The sequence below is a fragment of the Rhodococcus sp. O3 genome (assembly GCF_048897285.1).
Classification (GTDB): domain Bacteria; phylum Actinomycetota; class Actinomycetes; order Mycobacteriales; family Mycobacteriaceae; genus Rhodococcus.
The window spans coordinates 57,125-73,947 of the sequence record NZ_JBMBTE010000012.1 but is presented as its reverse complement, the minus strand read 5'-3'; the positions used below and the strand labels follow the sequence as shown (position 1 = coordinate 73,947).

The window sequence follows — 16,823 nt, the reverse complement described above, 5'->3', positions numbered from 1 at the left end:
GGCCGCCGACGTCGACGCGTTGCTCGCCGAACGGGAACGCCGCGCGGAGAGCGCCGCCGAGGTGGTGTTGCCCGCGCAGATGTCGGTCAGTCAGCTCGTCGACCTCGCCACCGACCCGGATGCTCTCGCGGCCCGGCTGCGGCGGCCGCTGCCGTTCCGTCCCAACCCGCTGGCCCGCCGCGGCACCGCCTTCCACGCGTGGCTCGAGCGGCGGTACGGCGCGACGCGGCTGCTCGATCTCGACGAACTGCCCGGCGCCGACGACGAGGACGGCGACGAAACCGACTTCGACCGGTTGCAGGAGGCGTTCCTGCGGTCGCCGTGGGCCCAGCGCAGCCCCGTCGAGGTGGAGGTGCCGTTCGAGACGTCGATCGGCGGCACCGTGATCCGCGGCCGCATCGACGCGGTGTTCGAGGATCCCGACGGCGGCTGGACCGTCATCGACTGGAAGACCGGCGCCGAGCCGACCGACGAGAAGCTGAAGTCGGTGGCGATGCAGCTCGCCGCCTACCGGCTCGCGTGGGCGCAGCTCATGGCCGCGCGCACCGCGCGGCACACCGGCCGGACCGCCGAGCTGCCGCTCGACCGGGTGCGGGCCGCGTTCCACTACGTCCGCACCGGTCGCACGGTCGCGCCGGCCGATCTGCCGGGTGCCGGGGAGCTCGAGCAGCTGATCCGCTCGGCAGGGGCGGTCGGTGAACCGGCCCCGCAGCTCGAGGGCGAAGCATCACAGGAGCTTTCGTAGCAACTGCTTCCGGCGGTACCGCCCTGCAGCCGATCGTCGAACAGGACGCCGACTTTCCGTCGGTGCGAGGGAGTACTGCTGGCCGACTGGAACCGATCCACCGCCACCGGAACCGAGCACTACCGCGTGTATCGAACGCGCACCGGCAAACTCGCCGTCCACGTGTCCCGGCCGAAGGGCTTCGTGCACACCGCCGGCAAGGACGGCCAGCTCACCGGCTGGCGCAAGCATTTCGCGACCGACCAGCAGTGGGGGGAAACCCCCGCGGCCGCGATCCTCGAGGTCTACGACACCTTCGAGGACCTGCGGGCGGAGGTTCCCGCCGAGCTGGCCGCTCTGGTGGAGGTCAATGCCACCGAACCCGAGGTCGAGGACCTCGACATCTGACGCTCCCGGCGGTGCCGGGTGCGCCCGGTTCCACCGCGAGGAGTGTTCATGCCCACCAACCCCGTCCCGGCGATCGAGATCGCCGGGCTCCGCAAACAGTACGGCGACCAGACCGTGCTCGACGGCCTCGACCTGACGGTGCCTGCCGGTACCGTCACGGCGCTGCTCGGGCCCAACGGCGCCGGCATGACCACGACCGTCTCGATCCTGTCCACGCTGCTTCCCACCGACGGCGGCACCGCGCGGGTGCTGGGCCACGACGTCGCCCGCGAACCGGACATCGTGCGGAGGCTGATCGGGGTGACCGGTCAGCTGTCGGCGGTCGATCCGCTGCTGACCGCCACCGAGAATCTGCGCCTCATGGCCGACCTGTTCCACCTGCCCCGATCCGAAAGCCGCAGCCGCATCACGGATCTGCTCGACCGGTTCGGCCTTGTCGAGGCCGAGCGCAAGCAGGCGCAGCAGTTGTCCGGCGGCATGCAGCGCAAGCTCGACCTGGCCATGACCCTCGTCGGCGATCCGCGGGTGGTGTTCCTCGACGAACCCACCACGGGCCTGGATCCGCGCGCCCGCCGCGACCTCTGGGACCAGGTGCGCGCCCTGGTCGACGGCGGCACGAGCGTGCTGCTGACCACCCAATATCTCGACGAGGCGGACCATCTCGCCGACCGCGTTGCCGTCCTGCACGGCGGCCGCCTCGTCGCCCACGACACCCCGGCCGGACTCAAGGCCGCTCACGACGCGGGTTCGCTCGACGACGTCTTCCTCACCCTGACCGCACCGACCGATACTGCCGACACTGCCGACACGAAGGAGGTGGCGTGATGACCGCCGCCGACGCCCCCACCGCTTTCGCTCCCGCGTTCGTTCCGGCGGGGCCCTCCGGCCTGTCCCGCGCCACCCGCGATCTGGTGACGATGACCAGGCGCGGCCTGCTGCGCACGGTCCGCTACCCGTCGCTGACCGTGACGGTCGTCGGAATGCCGGTCGTCCTGTTGCTGCTGTTCGTGTATGTCTTCGGGGGCGCCTTCGGAGCCGGTGTCGCCGAAGGTGTCTCACCGGGAGCCGGGGGTCGCGCCGCCTACCTCGAGTACCTCACGCCGACCATGCTCGTGACGACCGCGGCGGCCGTCGCGCAGTCCACCGCGATCGGCGTCGCCATGGACATGACCGGGGGCATCGTCACGCGGCTGCGCACCATGCCCGTCGCGCCCGTGTCGGTACTCGGCGGCCATGCGGGTGCCGCTGTCGCGCAAACCCTGCTGGCCATCGCAGCGGTACTCGGTGTGGCCGTCGCGCTGGGATTCCGCCCGGGCGCAGATGTGTCCGAATGGCTTGCGCTGGTGGGTTTCCTGGCTCTGGTCGCACTCACGCTGACCTCGCTGTCGGTCGCGATGGGCGTGGCCGCGCGCAGCGTCGAGTCGGCGTCGAACACCCCGATGATCCTGCTGCTCCTGCCGTTCCTGGGCAGCGGATTCGTGCCGGTCGAGACCATGCCCACCGCGGTGCGCGTGTTCGCCGAATACCAGCCCTTCACACCGATCATCGAGACCGTCCGCGGACTCCTCGCCGGCACCGGCCCGGAGGCGGCGACCGCCGGGATCGCCGTCGCGTGGTGCGTGGGCCTGACCCTCGCCGGCTGGCTGTGGGCGCGGGCCGCCTACCGCCGGTCCCGTGTCTGAGTTCGGGGAGAGCGTCGCCACACCTTCACGGCCTCGGTGACCAACGGAATCTGCAAGGGCAGTCGCGCGACCGCGGCTGCCTTTGCTGCGGGCGCGAGGCGGTCGCTGCGCAGCCACGACACGGCCATCTGAATGTTGGCGGGAAACACCGCGACGAACAGCGCTGCGGCGAGCGCACCCCCGAGTCGGCGCGTGCGCGGAACGACCAGTGCGGTACCGACGGCCAGTTCCGCCGCACCCGACACGTAGGTGTAGGCGCGGGCATCGCCCGGCAACGCCCGGGGCACGATCCGATCGAACGGTTGCGGGCGCACGAAGTGCAGTGTTCCGGAGCCGAGCAGCAGCGCGGCGAGCCGCAGGGCGGCCGCGCGGGCCGGTTGCGTGGACATGTGAGCCACGGTAGCCGTCTGAGCGTAGGCTGCGACGCGATGTCCGCACGTTCCGGTGCGGGCAACCGACGACGAAGAGGTGGAGTCCACGCAATGCCCGGCAGGTTGCGCGCGCGGTTCAGCCGCTCCGATCAGCTCACCGAGCGCCCGGATTTCGCGCTGGTGGGCGTCCTGCGCGTACCGCAGGAACAGCAGAGCCCCGGCGTGGCGATCGCCCGCCGGATCGGGTACGCGCTCGTCGCACTGACCCTGGCGGTTCTCGTCGTCTACATCGACCGCAGCGGCTATCGCGACGTGCAGGACAACGAGATGTCCCTGCTCGACTGCATCTACTACGCCACGGTCTCGCTCTCCACGACCGGGTACGGCGACATCACCCCGTTCACACCGGAAGCGCGGTTGATCAACGTCCTGGTGATCACCCCGTTGCGGATCTTCTTCCTCATCGTCCTGGTCGGTACGACCCTGTCGGCGCTCACCGAGAATTCCCGCCAGGCATTCAAGATTCAGCGTTGGAGGCGCAGAGTGCGTAATCACACCGTCGTCATCGGCTACGGCACCAAGGGCCGTACTGCCGTCGACGCCATGCTCGGTGACGGTATCTCGCCGTCGGACATCGTGGTCGTGGACATGGACCCGGTGGTGCTGGAGACGGCGGCCGGGCAGGGACTGGTGACGGTGCAGGGGTCGGCGACGAAGTCGGATGTGCTGCGCCTGGCGGGGGTGCAGCACGCGTCGGCGGTCATCGTCGCCGCGAACCGCGACGACACCGCCGTGCTGGTGACACTCAGCGCCCGTGAGATCGCGCCGAAGGCGAAGATCGTCGCCGCGATCCGCGAATCGGAGAACACCCACCTGCTGCGCCAGTCCGGCGCGGACTCGGTGGTCATCTCGTCGGAAACCGCGGGCCGGTTGCTCGGCATCGCGACCACCACACCGAATGTCGTGGAGATGATCGAGGATCTGCTGACCCCGGAGGCCGGGTTCGCGATCGCCGAGCGCGACGTCGAACCGGGCGAGGTCGGCGGATCGCCGCGGCACCTGTCCGACATCGTGCTCGGCGTCGTCCGCGACGGCCGCCTGCTGCGCATCGGAGCCCCGGAGGTCGATGCGGTCGAGGCGAACGACAAACTGCTCTACATCCGCCGGGTGTCTGCCTGATCCGCCGGCGCGAGGCGCGGATAAGGTGCAGGGCGTGACCCGTTTCGAACTGTCCGGCACCCCGTTGCTGTCCCGTACCGTCGTCGACCGTGCGGAGGAATTGCGCTCCGACGTCGATGCATTGCGCGCGGGCTGGGCGCACGCCCGGCTGCTGCGCGTCGACCGTCGTGGTCAGGTGCCGGTGGACGGCGACGCGATCGTGTTCGGCAAGGCCGTCGAGCTCGGGCCCGAACCGCAGCCGGGCGCGGTGTTCCTCGGGGTGCGCGAGGACCGTCACGTCTGGGCCGTCCGCGTGCTCGCGCAGACCGGGAAGGTCGCCGATCTGCGTCGGCTGGGGGAGCGTCTCGACAGTGCCGACGCGGACCTGATGGTCAGCGCGGTCGCGCTGCTCAACTGGCACGACCAGGCCGGGTACAGCGCGATCGACGGATCCGTGACCGAACCGACGATGTCGGGATGGTCGCGCATCAGCACCGTCACCGGTCACGAGGAGTTCCCGCGCACCGACCCGGCGATCATCTGCCTCGTGCACGACGACGGCGACCGCGTACTCCTCGCCCGGCAACCGACCTGGCCGGAGCGACGCTTCTCGGTGCTCGCCGGATTCGTCGAGGCCGGCGAATCCCTCGAATCCTGCGTGGTGCGGGAGATCCGGGAAGAGGTCGGGCTCGACGTGCGTGACGTCCGCTACCTGGGCAGCCAGCCGTGGCCGTTCCCGCGGTCGGTGATGCTCGGGTTCGCCGCGGTCGCGGACCCGGACCAGCCGTTCGAGTTCCAGGACGGGGAGATCGCCGAGGCGTTCTGGTTCACCCGCGACCAGGTCCGCGCGGCCCTCGAGGTCGGGGACTGGGCGTCACCCGAGGACGCACCGCTGCTGCTGCCCGGGTCGATCTCGATCGCGCGCGGCATGCTCGAAGGGTGGGCGAACGCCTGAGCCTTCCGCCCTGTCCGGCGGCGTGAGCGCCACCCGGGAGTGTCGGAGTCTTCACCTACGGTCGGAAGATGATCATGGGGAGGATGATTCCGCGGCGCGTGCTGCCGCATGTCGAGCGGCAGCGGGAAGTGTCCGCTGTCTGGCGGAAACGGTTGCGAGAGGCGCGCTTTCACCGGGCAGCGCAGTTGTTCGTGTTCGCCCTGGCGTGCGAAGCCGCAGCGGTGTGGATGTTCTGGGCGACGTCCCGATCGCTCGCCGATTCGCCACTGGCGTTGTTGCTCTACACCGTGCCGATGGCGTTCACGGTCGTCCTCGGAATGCTGACGACTGCCATGTCGGTCGTCTTCGCCTACACATACCTCGTCGTGGAGATTCAGGCGCGCCTGCCCGGAGCAGCGGCGCTCCTGCTGTCGCTGGCGGTCGCGGCCGGTACACGCTGGTTCGATGCACGCCGATTCGTCCTGCACGCGGGGCAGTGGATCTACCCACCGGATTTTCGCCCCCACTACCTGGGCATCGCGGATGCAATGTGGCCGTACGTGCGCGGGCTGGCCACGCTCGCCACGGTTGCACTGGCACTGCTCGGGGTGTTCGTGCAGGTGAGTCTGTTCGTCGGGCTTCACCGGCACGGTGAGAAGTTCAGGGACTCGAAGCGGTACCGCTTCTGGACCGCGGAATCCGAGCCGATCCCCTCGATCGTGGACATCGTCGCCGGCCGGCTCGGGAAACTGCGGCAACCTCCGGTTCCGGTGTCCGTCGTCGAACTCGACGAGCCGCACGTTGCCGGCGAACCCGAGGCGCCCGCGGCGGATCTGCGCCGGATGCCGGATCGGACCCGGTCGCGCAGGCTCGAGCGCCGGAACCGTCGCCGCACCCGGCGGGCCCAGCGACGCCGAAAGAGGTGATCGTGGGACTCGGGAATGAATGTCCGGAGCCGCCGGGCGTGCACCTCTACCGCGGGGACAATCCGGCCAGCGCATTTTCGACGAGCTTGTCCGCGTATTCCCTTGTCAGGGGCCCTGTCCCGAACAGCCAACGCTGGGTGAGCGGCGCGAAGATCGTGTCGAGCGCGAGGTCGAGATCGATGTTCGAGGCAAGCTGCCCCGCAGTGCGCGCGGCCCGCAGACGCTGCAGTTTCATTTCGCGCACCGGCGCCTCGACCCGCTGCCGGTATTCCTCCGCGAGCACGGGGTCGGACAGTACCGCCAGGGTCACGGCTCTCAGGGGTCGTTCGAACCGGGGATCGGTGAGCTCGGCGACGGTGGCGCGCAGGACGGTCCGGAGGTCGGCTTCGAGATCTCCGGTGTCGGGAAGCGCGACCGGCTGTTGCGGATCGTCGCCGGTGCTCAATCGCAGATACGCATCGAGCAGCACCGACCCCTTGGACGGCCACCACCGGTAGATGGTCTGCTTGCCGACGCCGGCGCGTGCGGCGATGGCCTCGATGGACAGCTTTGCGTATCCGACCTCGCCGACGATGTCGACGGCAGCGTCGAGGATGGCGGCGCGGGCGGCAGCGCTGCGCCGGGCGGTGGCCGGAGTGGTGCGGGCGGGCATGAGCGAAAGCGTAGCAACAAGACGAGACGGTCCGTCTTGACACCTGCTGCTCCGTGCCTCACTCTGAAGAATACGAGACGGTCCGTCTCGTCTCGACTTGCCGAGAGCTCAGGAGGCTTCATGCCCAGATCAACCCGTTCCCCACGCGTGTGGTTCGTCACCGGCGCCGGCCGCGGTCTCGGGCGCGCCTTCGTGAGGGCCGCCCTCGACGCCGGCGATCGTGTCGTTGCGGTGTCCCGCACCGCCGACAGCCTCGCCGACCTCGCCGCGGACCCGCGCGTGCTCACCCTGGTCGTCGACGTGACCGACCGGGCAGCGGTGTTCGCCGCCGTCGAACGGGCCCTCGAACGGTTCGGGCGGCTCGACGTCGTCGTCAACAACGCAGGCAACCTGTCGATGGGATTCGTCGAGGAATACACCGAGGAGCAGGCCCGTGCGCAGATGGAGACGAACTTCTTCGGCGCGCTGTGGGTCGTTCAGGCCGTCGCCCCGGTCCTGCGCGGCCAGGGGACCGGACATCTGGTGCAGATCTCGAGCATCGGTGGTGTCGTCACGGGCCCGACCGCGGGCCTCTACAGCGCGAGCAAGTACGCGCTCGAGGGAATGAGTGAAGCGCTCGCTGCCGAACTCGCGCCGTTCGGTGTCGCGGTCACCATCGTCGAACCCGGTGGTTATTGGACCGGGCTCTACGCCGCCATGGGGACAACCGAACCGCTCGCGGACTACGCGCAGATCCGGGAAGACCTCGCTGCACAGGCCGGAGGGGGCAGCGTCGACAGCGATCCGGCGCTCGCGGCCGCCGCGGTGCTGACCCTCGTCGACAGCGAGGACCCGCCGCTGCGGCTGATCCTCGGCGACGTGGTGCTGGACGCGGCCATCGAGGCCGCGCATCGCCGCATCGCCACCTGGACGGCATGGGCGGAGGTGAGCCGGGCCGCGGAACACGCGATCGCCGCGCCCGCCGGCCGACCGGCTCCGGCAGAGGCGTGATCGTTCGGAAACGACGCCGCCGGGACAGGCGATGCCCGTCCCGGCAGCGTTCGGGAACGTCCTACAGGCCGAGCGCGGCCTTGACCTCGACCAGCGACGGGTTGGTGGCGGTGCTGCCGTCCGCGTACTTCACGGTCGGGACGACGTGGTTGCCACCGTTGACGCTGCCGACGAACTCCGCGGCGGCCGGATCGGCCTCGATGTCGATCTCGGTGTACGCGATGCCGTTCGCATCGAGCTGCGTCTTCAGGCGCCGGCAGTAGCCACACCAGGTGGTCGAGTACATCGTGAGGGCGGGGTTTTCGGAGGTGGTCATGCTGGCGAGAACACCACATCGGGGCGGATCTGTTCCCGAGGGGGTGCCGAATGTGTTCTGCGCCACAGGCGTCGGGGGAGTCGCGGCACCGGGCTGTCGGGACGCACTGCCATGATGGAGGCCATGCGAGTGGATGCGGCGGTGGACGGGCTGGACCCGGAGCAGGCGGCGGCGGTACTCGCCCCGCGAGGCCCGGTATGTGTACTCGCAGGCGCCGGCACCGGCAAGACCCGCACCATCACCCGGCGCATCGCGCACCTCGTCTCCGCCGGCCACGTCTCCGCCGGCCAGGTCCTCGCGGTGACCTTCACCGCCCGCGCGGCGGGGGAGATGCGGTCACGCCTGCGTGCACTGGGCGTCGGCGGAGCTGGCCCCCAGGTACAGGCCCGCACGTTCCACGCGGCCGCGCTGCGGCAACTGCGCTACTTCTGGCCGCAGGTCGTCGGCGACATCCCGTGGCAGCTGCTCGACCGCAAGTTCGCGGTCGTGTCCCAGGCCGCGCACCGCGCCAAGTTCGCGACCGACACGGACACGGTGCGCGACCTGCTCTCGGAAATCGAATGGGCGAAGGGCTCGCTCATCGCGCCCGAGGACTATCCGGCCGCGGTCGCGCGGGTCCGCCGCGAACCTCCGGCCGAGGCTGCTCGGGTGGCGGCGGTCTACGAGATCTACGAGAAGCTCAAGGTCCGCGAGGAAGGGATGTACCTCGACTTCGACGACCTGCTGTTGCACACCGCGAGCGCGCTCGAGGAGAACAGCGCCGTCGCCGAGGAGTTCCGCGACCGCTACCGCTGCTTCGTCGTGGACGAGTACCAGGACGTCACCCCGCTGCAGCAGCGCGTCCTCGACGCGTGGCTCGGCGACCGCGACGACCTCACCGTCGTCGGCGACGCCAACCAGACCATCTACTCGTTCACCGGCGCCACCCCGAAGTATCTGCTCGACTTCACCCGGCGCTTCCCCGATGCGACGATCGTGCGCCTCGAACGCGACTACCGCTCCACCCCGCAGGTCGTCGACCTCGCCAACCGGGTGATCGGCGCGGCGCGCGGCCGTATCGCCGGCACCCGGCTGCAACTGATCGGGCAGCGCCCGCCCGGCCCCGAGCCGCACTTCGCCGAATACGACGACGAACCGGCCGAGGCCACCGCCGTCGCGAAGGCGATCGCCAAGCTGCTGCGCGACGGGGTCGACGCCGCGGAGATCGCGGTGCTGTATCGGATCAACGCGCAGTCGGAGGTGTACGAGCAGGCGTTCACCGAGGCCGGGATCCCGTATCAGGTGCGCGGCGGGGAAGGGTTCTTCCAGCGCGACGAGGTGCGGCAGGCCGTCAACGCGCTGCGGCAGGTGCACAACCGCGACGACCTGCCCGAGGAGTCCGGCCGGGGTGCCGGGCTCCTCACCCTAGTCCGCGCGGTCCTGGTGCCGCTCGGGCTCACCGACACCGAACCGGCGGGTGCGCAGGCCCGCGAACGCTGGGCGTCGCTGACCGCGCTCGTGCAGCTCACCGAGGAACTGCTCGAGCACCAGCCCGATCTCACCCTCGACGAGCTGCTGCGCGACCTCGCGGCCCGCGCCGAAGCGCGGCAGCCACCGACCGTGCAGGGTGTGACGCTCGCATCGCTGCACGCCGCCAAGGGCCTCGAATGGGACGCGGTGTTCCTCGTCGGGCTCACGGACGGCATGCTGCCCATCAGCCATGTCACCGGCGACAGCAGCACCCCGCCCGACGAGGCGGGCATCGAGGAGGAACGCCGCCTGCTGTATGTCGGGGTGACCCGCGCCCGCGTCCACCTGCACCTGTCGTGGGCGCTGTCGCGCAGCGAGGGCGGTCGCCGGTCGCGGCGCCGGTCCCGGTTCCTGCACGGGCTCATCCCCGAGGACTCGCCGGCCTCCCGCATCGCGACACCCCCGCCGTCGAAGAAGAAGCGGCCGCAGTGCCGGGCGTGCGGCAAGCCGCTGATGGGGTCGACGTCGACGATGCTCGGCCGGTGCGAGACCTGCCCGTCGAACCTCGACGAGGACCTGCTGGTGGCCTTGAAGAACTGGCGGCGGGAACGCTCGAAGGAGCAGAAGGTGCCGGCTTATGTCGTGTTCAGCGACAACACGCTCGTCGCGATCGCCGAGCAGCGGCCGGGCGACACCCGATCGCTGGTGGCGATTCCGGGGATCGGTGCGAAGAAGCTCGAGCAGTACGGCGAGGATGTGCTGGCGCTCGTGCGCGGCGAACGCACCGCGGACACTCTCGACCTCTGACGGTAAAACCGCAGGTAGAAAATAACTTGTGCGATCGACGACATCGAATCTAGGCTGGACGATGTTGTCACGGGAAGAGCTCGTGCGCGAACGATGTGAGGAGGTGGCCACGATGATCGGCTTCAAGGCAGCTGCTGCAGCACTGGCCGCCGCGCGCGTCGTGGCGCCGCTCGCTGCCGCACGGCAGGCGCATCGCCCCCGCGCCGCCGCTGCCTCGTCCGTGGCCCGAAGCCGGTTCCGGGAGATTCCCCGGTAACCCGCCCCATCGTTTCGGCCACGGACCCCGCTCAGCGGACCGTGGCCGTTCTTCTTTCCGGCCACCGGTTCGCTCTCATCATCCGAACCAGCCAGAAGGAGGCCCTTGTGCCGACCGCAACTGTGCCCACCACGACGACCGCGACCGTGACCGAGATCGGCGTCGCGCTCGACCGGACCGGGGCGGCACGTGTGCGTGAACTCCCGTGCCGGCAGGACAACCCGGACCTGTGGTTCGCCGAGACCCCGGCCGAGCTCGAGCAGGCCAAGGCGCTGTGCACCGACTGCCCCATCCGCACGCGCTGCCTCGCGGCGGCACTCGATCGCGCGGAGCCGTGGGGTGTGTGGGGCGGCGAGATCTTCGATCGCGGAACCGTCGTCGCACGCAAGCGTCCCCGGGGTCGCCCCCGGAAACAGTTGGTGTGCGCGTGAATTCGTGACCGACCCGGATCCGGTCCGGGGCCCTCGGGATCAGGGGATCACTCGAGGACCTCGGACCGGTCGTCCGTGAAGCCGGGCAACCATTCCGACAGGATCCGCATGTACGGCGCGTACGCGTCGAGCTGCGCGCAGATTCCCACCGAACCCAGCAGCACCCGGAACACACTCACGTACTCCGGCGGCAGGTTCAGCGTCCGCGCGGTGCGGAACTGCGGGCTCGAGAAATCGGTGGCCGTGCCGGCGGCCTTCTGCAGCCACGCCCGCGTGAAGTGGAACGATTCGGTGCGGATCGGATCGGTGAACGGCCGGAGGTAGTCCGCGATCTCGCGGTCCGTCACCTCCTTGCCGGGCAACACGAACCGATGCGAGTACAGCAGTTCGGTCAGCTCGTCGAACCGTTCCTCGACGGCCAGGCGCACCATCCGGCCCAGGACCGGCGGCAGCCCGTCGGGCATCGCCGCGGTCGCCCCGAAATCGATGATGCCCAGACGGCCGTCGTCGAGCAGCATGAAGTTCCCGGGATGCGGATCGCTGTGCAACAGCCCGACCACGGCGGGCGAGGCGAAATGGAACTCGGCGAGCAGCGCCCCCGCGCGGTTGCGCTGCTCGCGGGTGCCGTTCTGGATGATCGCCGACAGCGGTGTTGCCGAAAGCCATTCGGTCACGACCACTTTCGGTGCGCTCGCGACGACGTGCGGCACCACGAAGCGGGGGTCGCCGTCGAAGGCCCGGGCGAAGGCCCGCTGGTTGTCCGCCTCGATGCGGTAGTCGAGTTCCTCCTCCGTGCGGGCGGTCAACTCGTCGAGGACCGGACGCACGTCGGTCCCGGGCATGACCGTTCCGAACAGACCCGCGAATCGTTGCAGCGTGCGCAGATCCGCGCGCAACGCCTCGTCGGCACCCGGATACTGCACCTTCACGGCGACCTCGCGACCGTCGGACCACACCGCCCGGTGCACCTGCCCGATGCTCGCCGACGCTGTCGGCACGTCGTCGAACGAGGAGAAACGCTCGCGCCAGCGGGTTCCCAGCTGCTGATCGAGTACCCGGTGCACGGCCTTCGCGGGGAGCGGCGGCGCCTCGGACTGCAGCTTGGTCAGTGCCTCGCGATACGGTTCGGCGAACTCCTCCGGGACGGCAGCCTCCATGACGCTCAGTGCCTGCCCGAATTTCATGGCGCCGCCCTTGAGCTCGCCGAGAACGGAGAACAACTGCTCGGCCGCCTTCGCGGTCAGCTCGGCGTCGATCTCGTCGCGGTCGCCGCCGGCGAGTCGGCGTCCGAAACCGACTGCGGCGCGTCCGGCGATCCCGAGCGGGATGCTCGCCAGTTTGGCGGTGCGGGAAGAGCTCTTACGGGGAATCTCGGCCACGCCCACCATCATGCACGACCGGGCCCTGTCATCGGTGCGCACGTACACCGCGGATGCCGGAACCAACGGCGTGTCGTGAACCGGTGCGCGCCGAGGTCGACTTCGAGGGTGCGGTCGATCAGGATCGGCGTGTTCTCCGGCCGCCCGGCCGCGAGGGCGTCGATCTGTCCCACCGCGACCGCCGCGGTCGCGAGGACCGCGGCGGGGTCGGCGCGGCCGACCCGACCCCACAGCTGGGTCGCCAGGTGCGGCCACGCCGGATCCAGATCGGTGCGGGCCAGGTCCGCGCAACGCAGGCAACTGGTCCGGCCGGGGACCACGAACGGTCCGACGACACCGCACCCGTCCCGGAGCCGGACCGGCAGGTGCGGAATCCGGTGCCGCATGAGATCCACGACGAGATTCGGATCCGGCGTCAGATCGTCGGTGAGCAGCACGCAGTGCACGTTCCAGGTCGTGACGTCGCTGGTCTGCGGATACGAACCGGACCGCGAGACCCGCACCGACGACACCGTCAGGTGCGCGGCGACCGCGTCGGCGATCGGCCCGTCACCATGGATCCGCACCCGCGGCTCCGTGGTGACCGGGCCGGTGTGCGCCACGGGGTCCCGCAGCGCCCCGTACGCGACGAGATCATCGAGGATCGCGTCGACCGCGGCCGCGTCCATGCCGCGATCCGCGACGTGGGCGAGCACCGTCTCACGCGGGTGACGACCGTCGAGCATCCGCAGCACGGTGAGCAGATCGAACGTGTCGATGCCCTCCGGTGGGACCAGCAGGGCACCCGTCTCGGGTCCCCAGCCGAGCTGGACGGTGCCGTCCGGGCGGCGCAGCAGTTCGAGACAGGGGTCCAGGGCGGGGCCGGACGGGTGCGCAGGTGACGACGTCATGACGTCGAGCCTGACAGCCGCCGCGTCCGGCGACGCCCCGGATCACCGGGTTATCCACAGGCAGAAACCTGCTGCTGCCTGCGGAAACAGGATGTCAGGCCGATTCGTCGGGACCGGTCTCGCCGCCCTGACCGCCGCTGCCCTTCTCCTTCTCCGCGCGCTCGCGTTCCTCGACGGCCCGCAACTGGGCGATCGGATCGTCGAACGCCCCGGTGTCGCCGCCGAGAACCCGGTCGACGAATCCGGCCGGGCTGTCCAGGTCGGACGACTCGGGCAGCAGGTCCGGATGGGCCCACACCTTGTCCCGCGCCTCCGTACCCGCCTGCTCGGTGAGGGTCCGCCACAGCGCCGCGGCCTCCCGCAGCTTGCGCGGCCGCAGTTCGAGGCCGACCAGCGTGGCGAAGGTCTGCTCGGCGGGACCGCCCGACGCGCGCCGGCGACGCAGGGTCTCGCTCAGCGCCGACGCCCCGGGGATCCGGTCGCCGAGCGCGTCGGACACGACGGTCTCCACCCAGCCCTCGACGAGCGCGAGCAGTGTCTCGAGCCGTTCGAGCGCCTGCTTCTGTTCCGGGGTGGTCTGCGGTTCGAGGGCGCCCTGCTTGAGGATCTCCTCGAGCTTCGACGGATCGGTCAGCGCGGACGGGTCGAGGCCCTGCGCGAGATCCTCGATGGCGGAGAAGTCCATGCGGATGTTGCGGGCGTAGTCCTCGACGGTCGACAGCAGCCGCTGCCGCAGCCACGGCACGTGGCTGTACAGACGCTGGTGCGCCGCCTCGCGGGCGGCCAGGAACACCAGCACCTCCTGTGCGGGCTGCTCGAGGCCGTCACCGAACTTGTCGATCGCTTCGGGCAGCAGCGCCGCGGTCCCGGCCGGGCCGAGTGGCAGGCCGATGTCGGTGGAGGTCAGTACCTCCTTCGACAACTGGCCGAGCGCCTGACCGAGCTGGGAACCGAACGCGAGTCCGCCCATCTGCCCGAACATGCCGAGCATGGGGCCGGCCATCTGCCGGGCTTCCTCGGGCAGACCCTGGATCCACATGCCGTTGATCTGCTCGGCCACCGGATCGCACAGCCGCTTCCAGGTGTCGAGAGTGTTCTCGAGCCACTCGACCGGGGTCCACGCGACCGTGCGGGTCGCGCCCGCCGGGAGCGTCGTCGCACCGTCGAGCCACAGTTCCGCGAGGTGCGCCGCGTCGCGGATCGCGTCGGCTTCCCCGGACGAGACCGGCGTGAACGACCCGACCTGCTGCCGGGCCAGTTTCATGGCGACCTCGTAGTTCACCGGGCCGGTGCCACCGCTGCCCATCGCATTGCCCATTCCGCTGAGCATCTGGCCGAACTGGGAGATCATCTGGCCGAGCTGGGCCGGGTCGAAGCCCTGGGCGCCGAACGGGTTGGCGCCGGGGTCACCGCCACCGAACGGGTTCGCACCGCCCGGCAGCCCGAACCCGAACGGGAAGCCGCCGGACGCACCGCCCTCGGATCCGGACCCGCCGGTGCCGGAACTGTCGTCCTTCTTCCGGTCCGGGTCGTCGTCGGAGTTCGAGAAGCCGAAAGGCGTGTCGCTCATGTATTCAACGGTACAAGGCGTCCGAGGGCGATCGGTCCTGCGTGGTCACGCTGATCGCGAACATCGGCTGCCGCTACCCTGGACCGGGTGAATCGACGGTTCGTGACGCCGCTCGCGGTGCTGGTCCCCCTTCTGGCTCTGGTGGGTATCGCCACCAACGTGAAGGTTCCGTACGTGGCACTCGGCCCGGGGCCGACGTTCGACACACTCGGCGAGGCGGACGGCAAGCCCGTTGTACAGATCGACGGCATCGAACCCGACACGACCACCGGTCAGCTGCGGATGACCACTGTCGGTGTCAACGACCGGCTGACTCTCGCGCAGGCACTGACGGTGTGGATCAGCGACCGGTACGCGCTCGCCCCGCGCGAGACCGTGTATCCGCCGAATGTCAGCAAGGACGACGTCCGTGCCGCCGACCAGGCGCTGTTCACCCAGTCCGAACGCAGCGCCGAACTCGCCGCGCTGCACCACCTCGACCTGCCGGTGACCGTGCGGGTCGCGCAGGTCGGCGAGGACGCGCCCGCCACCGGAGTGTTCCGCGAGGGAGATCAGATCGTCGCGGTCGCGGGGGAGCCGGTGACCACGGCCGGCAGCGTGCAGCGCGCCGTCGGCGCGGTCGCACCGGGTACGGAACTGGCCGTCCAGGTCCGCCGCGACGGCATGGACGAGGACGTGCAGGTCACCGTCGCGGCGCGTCCGGGTGATCCGGAGAAGGGCTACCTCGGGATCACCACCGAAGAGGTGCCCGAGGTGCCGTTCACCGTCACCTTCAACCTCGCCGACATCGGCGGCCCCTCGGCCGGCCTGATGTTCAGCCTCGCCGTCGTCGACAAGCTCAGCCCCGGCCCGCTCAACGGCGGGCTCGCCGTCGCGGGCACCGGCACCATCGACTCGGACGGCAAGGTCGGACCGATCGGCGGCATCACCCACAAGCTCGACGGCGCGGTCGACGACGGCGCGACCCACTTCCTGGTGCCCGCGGACAACTGCGCCGAGGCACTCACCGACGTCCCCGACGGGCTACAGCTGATCCGGGTCGAGTCGCTCGACGACGCGATCGACGCACTCGCGACCGTCGCCGCCGGTGGAGACGTACCGACCTGCGCCTGACCGCGGGACGTCAGTCCTCGTCGGGTTCGAGCGTCGCGTAGAGCGCGGCGACCAGGTTCGGCGCCAGGTTCTCGTAGGTGCGCAGTTCGATGCCCGCGAACGGATCCTCGTCGTCGGTGGGACGTAGCTGCAGCAGGCACAGCGACGGCCCGTCGCGCAGCACTCCTGCGATCAGGCGCGCGTCACGCCGCTCGGGATGACTGTGCGCCGCCAGCCGGGCCGCCTCGTCCGCGGCGTGCGCGTCGGCCAGCCGCGGCGCGAGCGCGTCGTCGAGATCGGACTCTGCGCCGGGCGGCAACACCACGATCTCCTGGACCAGCACACACCCGGCCACCGACGACGGCCAGCTGGTCGTCGCCAGGAACTCGTCGAGCGCGGGACTGCCGCCCTCGACGTCCTCGGGGAAGGAATCCTGCTCGATCGGGGTGTATTCGCTGCCCTCGTCGAGCCGGTCGCCGAGCGATGGTTCCTCCGCAGCCAGCAGCGCGGTCGGGACCAGCGCGAACATCACCGGCGGACGGCCCCAGCCGTCGGCGTCGACGAAGTCGACGATCTCGCCGACGCAGCGGCGCAGGCCTTCTTCGGAGGGGACGGGAAGATGCTCACTCACCGTCTTATCCTTGCACCGTGAGCCTGCGGTGGGTCACCGCGGCTCACGGGACCGGTTCCGTGAGTCCGCCGATTCGGCGGCAGGAGCGATTCGTTCCGTAGAGTTGGGGCGAAACGGTCACCGGTGTACGCGCGACGCGCGGTGCACGGGGGCGAGC

18 protein-coding genes and 1 pseudogene are annotated in these 16,823 nt (G+C 70.2%); 12 read left to right on the top strand and 7 right to left on the bottom strand.

Annotated features, from left to right (window positions below):
• From ACN675_RS06410 to ACN675_RS06395, 4 genes and pseudogenes are all read left to right on the top strand, one after another.
• Positions 1-745 (top strand): RecB family exonuclease (locus ACN675_RS06410; RefSeq protein ID WP_420750055.1); only part of this gene is annotated, 745 nt, incomplete at its 5' end.
• Positions 746-748: 3 nt separating this feature from the next.
• Positions 749-1,132 (top strand): EXLDI protein, encoded by a 384-nt coding sequence (locus tag ACN675_RS06405; RefSeq protein WP_420750062.1) that lies wholly within the window; start codon positions 749-751, stop codon positions 1,130-1,132.
• A gap of 48 nt (positions 1,133-1,180) precedes the next feature.
• A pseudogene (locus tag ACN675_RS06400) lies at positions 1,181-1,921 on the top strand (ABC transporter ATP-binding protein); the annotation flags it as partial.
• Between the two features lie 35 nt (positions 1,922-1,956).
• Positions 1,957-2,814: an ABC transporter permease gene (locus tag ACN675_RS06395; RefSeq protein WP_420750054.1), complete on the top strand. Its 858-nt coding sequence runs from the start codon at positions 1,957-1,959 to the stop codon at positions 2,812-2,814.
• Here ACN675_RS06395 and ACN675_RS06390 read toward each other — a convergent pair.
• Positions 2,793-3,203: a MauE/DoxX family redox-associated membrane protein gene (locus tag ACN675_RS06390; RefSeq protein ID WP_420750053.1), complete on the bottom strand. Its 411-nt coding sequence runs from the start codon at positions 3,201-3,203 to the stop codon at positions 2,793-2,795. The genes ACN675_RS06395 and ACN675_RS06390 overlap by 22 nt on opposite strands.
• Before the next feature lie 93 nt (positions 3,204-3,296).
• On the opposite strand from ACN675_RS06390, the gene ACN675_RS06385 reads away from it, so the two are divergent.
• From ACN675_RS06385 to ACN675_RS06375, 3 genes are all read left to right on the top strand, one after another.
• Entirely contained in the window at positions 3,297-4,364 is a 1,068-nt protein-coding gene (locus tag ACN675_RS06385; protein ID WP_420750052.1) for a potassium channel family protein, read from the top strand.
• Positions 4,365-4,398: 34 nt separating this feature from the next.
• Positions 4,399-5,298, top strand: coding sequence for an NAD(+) diphosphatase (nudC, locus tag ACN675_RS06380; RefSeq protein ID WP_420750051.1), 900 nt, complete (start codon positions 4,399-4,401; stop codon positions 5,296-5,298).
• A gap of 68 nt (positions 5,299-5,366) precedes the next feature.
• Positions 5,367-6,203 (top strand): hypothetical protein, encoded by an 837-nt coding sequence (locus ACN675_RS06375; RefSeq protein ID WP_420750050.1) that lies wholly within the window; start codon positions 5,367-5,369, stop codon positions 6,201-6,203.
• A 46-nt stretch (positions 6,204-6,249) separates the two neighbouring features.
• On the opposite strand, the gene ACN675_RS06370 is transcribed toward ACN675_RS06375, so the two are convergent.
• Positions 6,250-6,855 carry a TetR/AcrR family transcriptional regulator gene (locus ACN675_RS06370; protein ID WP_420750049.1) on the bottom strand — a complete coding sequence of 202 codons (606 nt, stop codon included), beginning with the start codon at positions 6,853-6,855 and terminating at the stop codon, positions 6,250-6,252.
• Between the two features lie 120 nt (positions 6,856-6,975).
• Between ACN675_RS06370 and ACN675_RS06365 the strand changes: the two genes are divergently transcribed.
• Entirely contained in the window at positions 6,976-7,845 is an 870-nt protein-coding gene (locus tag ACN675_RS06365) for an SDR family NAD(P)-dependent oxidoreductase (protein WP_420750048.1), read from the top strand.
• A 61-nt stretch (positions 7,846-7,906) separates the two neighbouring features.
• On the opposite strand, the gene ACN675_RS06360 is transcribed toward ACN675_RS06365, so the two are convergent.
• Entirely contained in the window at positions 7,907-8,161 is a 255-nt protein-coding gene (locus ACN675_RS06360; protein WP_420750047.1) for a mycoredoxin, read from the bottom strand.
• Positions 8,162-8,284: 123 nt separating this feature from the next.
• On the opposite strand from ACN675_RS06360, the gene ACN675_RS06355 reads away from it, so the two are divergent.
• The 3 genes from ACN675_RS06355 to ACN675_RS06345 all read left to right on the top strand — a co-directional run bounded on the left by ACN675_RS06355 (position 8,285) and on the right by ACN675_RS06345 (position 11,104).
• Positions 8,285-10,417 (top strand): ATP-dependent DNA helicase UvrD2, encoded by a 2,133-nt coding sequence (locus ACN675_RS06355; protein WP_420750046.1) that lies wholly within the window; start codon positions 8,285-8,287, stop codon positions 10,415-10,417.
• A 112-nt stretch (positions 10,418-10,529) separates the two neighbouring features.
• Complete coding sequence (locus ACN675_RS06350; protein WP_197254315.1) at positions 10,530-10,673, top strand: hypothetical protein; 144 nt, start codon at positions 10,530-10,532, stop codon at positions 10,671-10,673.
• A gap of 107 nt (positions 10,674-10,780) precedes the next feature.
• Positions 10,781-11,104, top strand: a complete 324-nt coding sequence (locus tag ACN675_RS06345) for a WhiB family transcriptional regulator (protein WP_420750045.1) — start codon at positions 10,781-10,783, stop codon at positions 11,102-11,104.
• Between the two features lie 47 nt (positions 11,105-11,151).
• Here the strand turns inward: ACN675_RS06345 and ACN675_RS06340 are convergent, their stop codons facing one another.
• From ACN675_RS06340 to ACN675_RS06330, 3 genes are all read right to left on the bottom strand, one after another.
• Entirely contained in the window at positions 11,152-12,495 is a 1,344-nt protein-coding gene (locus tag ACN675_RS06340; protein WP_420750044.1) for an ABC1 kinase family protein, read from the bottom strand.
• Positions 12,492-13,373, bottom strand: a complete 882-nt coding sequence (locus tag ACN675_RS06335; protein ID WP_420750043.1) for a hypothetical protein — start codon at positions 13,371-13,373, stop codon at positions 12,492-12,494. Before ACN675_RS06335 ends, ACN675_RS06340 begins: the two co-directional genes overlap by 4 nt.
• Positions 13,374-13,467: 94 nt before the next feature.
• Entirely contained in the window at positions 13,468-14,943 is a 1,476-nt protein-coding gene (locus tag ACN675_RS06330; RefSeq protein ID WP_420750042.1) for a zinc-dependent metalloprotease, read from the bottom strand.
• Between the two features lie 87 nt (positions 14,944-15,030).
• On the opposite strand from ACN675_RS06330, the gene ACN675_RS06325 reads away from it, so the two are divergent.
• Positions 15,031-16,056, top strand: a complete 1,026-nt coding sequence (locus tag ACN675_RS06325; protein ID WP_420750041.1) for a PDZ domain-containing protein — start codon at positions 15,031-15,033, stop codon at positions 16,054-16,056.
• 10 nt (positions 16,057-16,066) lie between these two features.
• Here the strand turns inward: ACN675_RS06325 and ACN675_RS06320 are convergent, their stop codons facing one another.
• Positions 16,067-16,666: a PPA1309 family protein gene (locus tag ACN675_RS06320; protein WP_420750040.1), complete on the bottom strand. Its 600-nt coding sequence runs from the start codon at positions 16,664-16,666 to the stop codon at positions 16,067-16,069.
• Positions 16,667-16,823 lie beyond the last annotated feature (157 nt).